Here is a 2,915-nt window from a genome sequence, read left to right as displayed (position 1 = left end):
ATATGAGCCCCGGCAGCGTGACGGAAAGGCTCTGGTTCTTCGTTGCGCGCTATTCGCCGGCCGACCGCATCTCCGATGGCGGCGGGGCGCCGGAGGAGGGCGAGGACATCGAGGTTCTGGAGATGCCGCTCGACGAGGCGCTGGCCGGCATAGCCGACGGCCGCATCGTCGACGCCAAGACCATCATCCTGATCCAGCATTTGAAGTTGAACCCGATCGCGCCCTGACGGACGTCACGGCGCCTAGGCTCATTGGCCCGCGACAGGACACTGGCCGGAAGGGCCGCCTGCCGCCGAATATCGATAGATGCGCAGCGGCCCGGCAACGGGGCACTCCGTCAGCCAGTCCGGTGGCTTTCCCGTCGCCAAGCGGCTGGCCAGCGGGAATTGGGCTTCGATCGACTTGAGCGTTGTCTCCTCCACGCGGCAGACCGCCACATGGGTGGCCTTCGTTTCATCGAGCAGTCGCGCCGGGTCCGGCGTAGCCGGATCGAAAAATCGCAGGACGCGCTCAATGCCCTTGGCCGCCGTGTGAAAGGGAACGGCCACGACATCGAGGGCGACCGGCGACCCCAACGCGGCGACCCCGATATTGGGAGGCGCAAACAGCCGTGCGCCTTGCGGCCAGACGAAATGAGGACCGGCATCGGCTTTCTCGCAAGCGTCGGCGATGTCGATGCCGATCGGTTTCGTCAGCTGGGGAGGCCAGACCAGATGGCCCGCAAAAAGGGCAGCGATAATCGCCACTCCAGGAGCGGCAAGAAGCGAAACGCCGGGCAACCCGTTGTTCGACCTTATGCCGAAATAGCGCCTTAGCGGCAGCCAGACAGGAAGGCCCTGGTGGATAAGCAGGGCTGTCCCAGGACCGACGAAAAGCGGGAAGAAACGGAGATATCGCAGATAGAGCAGTCCTAACAGGAGGCCGACTGTCGAGAAGACCGCAAGAACCACCCAGGTTCGCTTTCTTGTCGTGCCGGAGATGGCCAGGATGCATGTCGCGGCAGTGCCCAGAATGGCGAGGAAGAAACGGGTGAAACGGTCGGAGCTTATAAAGTCCGCACTGTAGAAGATGCTGCGTTCCTGGTCGATGCGCAAAAGCCAATTTCCGCGCACGTAGTCGCTCACGCCGACAAGCGGTCCACCCGCGCACTGGGGAAAGAAGAACACAAGCAGCGCGGCGCTCGCACAGGCGGCGACCAAAAGACAGGCGGCCCTTATCCGCCAGCTTCCGGCCGTTCCCGCGGTGGAGATGCCCGCAAGCGTAACACCGGTGACTGCAAGCGCGGTGAGGTGCAGAAGCGAATAGCGGTCGCAAGCGGCACTTGTATAAGTCCGAGGCCCTACGACCACAAAGAACATTGCAATACCGGCAGCCGCCAGTGCGAGACCGTAAGCCCTGAGATCTTTCCCTGCATCGCTCTTACCGGCGATGAACGCCAAGGCATAGAAGCCGGCCGGCAGAACAAGGAACAGCGCCATTTCGGCGCTGATCGCCGTGGATAGCGCCATCAACGCCCCGTTCAGCCTGGCGGCAACCCGTCCGCCACGGATCGTCAGTAGCGCCGCGCCGAGGAGGACAAGCATCTGCAGATTGTGGTAGTCGATACGCCAGGGTTGAAATTCGGAAAATGACGGCAGTCCGGCAAACGCAGCGACAGCCAGCACCGCGCCGGGGTGTTCGAACTCGAATTCCCTGATCAGCAGGAAAAGCAAGGTCACTGCGACCAGCAGCAGCAGCAACGGCACGGTGAATACCGCGACTGCGACCGCAGCCTCCATCCCGACAAAGGGCGCAATCGCAGCGGCCATCAGCGCATAGGGCGCGTCGACGATCCACGGCCAGTGCGAAACCATGGGTTCGGGCTGGGCGATGCCCGTCAGCGTCCTGTCGAACGGATTGCCCGTTTGCAGCAGATGCCTGATTTCATGCAGCTTCATCAGGTCGTCGACGTCGCCGTTGGGCATTTTGCCTTGCAACAGCAGCAGGCTCAGAACAGCGCTGAGCGCCAGCCAGACGATCGCGACCGAGGCAGGGGTGCGGCGGTAGATCGCCCCGATTGTCGACATCCCGAGCCCTTCCCATGCGCGTCAGCCATTGATGCACGGAAAAGCTTTCGATCGGGTAACCTTGCCTTCTCAGCAGTCGTTGCCGGTGCCTCAGCGGTGCTGCATCGAGCCGCCAACACTCCTCCTTCGCCAAGGCTTCGGATGAATCTTAGATCGAAATGGAATCGCTGTGAATCCCATCATCTGGTGCGAAGACTCCAGTTCTTAGCGACTGCTGAAAGAAAGACTCGCCGGGCGAGGCCCCGCCACCTCAAGCCCGGCGAGATTAGGTATCCTGGCCCCCCGACCAGGGCCGGTGGAGGAGGTACCGGCAATATCTTCAATGCAAGACAGGTGCCAGCATTCTGGTCCCGAAACGAGACAGCTCATCTAGGCTTGTCCACCAAAGGCGCCTTCCTGGTCGGCGGCTTATAGGCTGTCACCAGCCTGAGCGTGTCGATGTTCACCGTTACCGGCACACCGAGATTGACCGTCACCCACTCGCCATCGATATGTGTGACATCGCCGATCAACTCGACCGGCTGGCCCTTCTTCACCTTGGACGTGCGGTCGACGATCGAGTGCGGGAAGCCGTAGGACGGGATCGAGACGCTGATGCGGTCTTCAGTGACCCGCCGTCGCACGGTCGCGGTGATGGCGACCTCGTCGCCGATGCTAATAGAGCCCTTCGCCATGCAACGAGTCTGGCGCTGGCTTCCACCTCGTCAAGAGGATGCTAATATTCGGCAGAAGACGGGCCGATAACCCGCCGCTGGGTGTGCCCCCACACCCGCGCGGCGGGCTAAGGTGACCGGCGCCTTCTCGTGGGGGAGAATTGCCTGAGCCCGGCGCGCGGGTGTGGGGGCACAC

The 2,915-nt window shown here is 62.4% G+C and carries 2 protein-coding genes and 1 pseudogene; 1 reads left to right on the top strand and 2 read right to left on the bottom strand.

Going from position 1 to position 2,915, the window contains the following annotated elements:
* Nucleotides 1-227, top strand: a pseudogene (locus EOA38_RS32420) (GDP-mannose pyrophosphatase); the annotation flags it as partial.
* Between the two features lie 21 nt (nucleotides 228-248).
* Here the strand turns inward: EOA38_RS32420 and EOA38_RS32415 are convergent.
* Both EOA38_RS32415 and EOA38_RS32410 read right to left on the bottom strand, forming a co-directional pair.
* Nucleotides 249-2,066: a hypothetical protein gene (locus tag EOA38_RS32415; protein WP_127301144.1), complete on the bottom strand. Its 1,818-nt coding sequence runs from the start codon at nucleotides 2,064-2,066 to the stop codon at nucleotides 249-251.
* A 365-nt stretch (nucleotides 2,067-2,431) separates the two neighbouring features.
* Nucleotides 2,432-2,740, bottom strand: coding sequence for a hypothetical protein (locus EOA38_RS32410; protein ID WP_126093529.1), 309 nt, complete (start codon nucleotides 2,738-2,740; stop codon nucleotides 2,432-2,434).
* Nucleotides 2,741-2,915: the final 175 nt, after the last annotated feature.

Source organism: Mesorhizobium sp. M1E.F.Ca.ET.041.01.1.1 (assembly GCF_003997355.1).
In the GTDB taxonomy this organism is placed as follows: domain Bacteria; phylum Pseudomonadota; class Alphaproteobacteria; order Rhizobiales; family Rhizobiaceae; genus Mesorhizobium.
This window is presented reverse-complemented; position numbering and strand designations above follow the sequence as displayed.

Bases quoted from the DNA above. Each gene is read 5' to 3' on its own strand.
- EOA38_RS32410 (WP_126093529.1), bottom strand. From the start codon at position 2,740: ATGGCGAAGGGCTCTATTAGCATCGGCGACGAGGTCGCCATCACCGCG.
- EOA38_RS32415 (WP_127301144.1), bottom strand. From the start codon at position 2,066: ATGTCGACAATCGGGGCGATCTACCGCCGCACCCCTGCCTCGGTCGCG.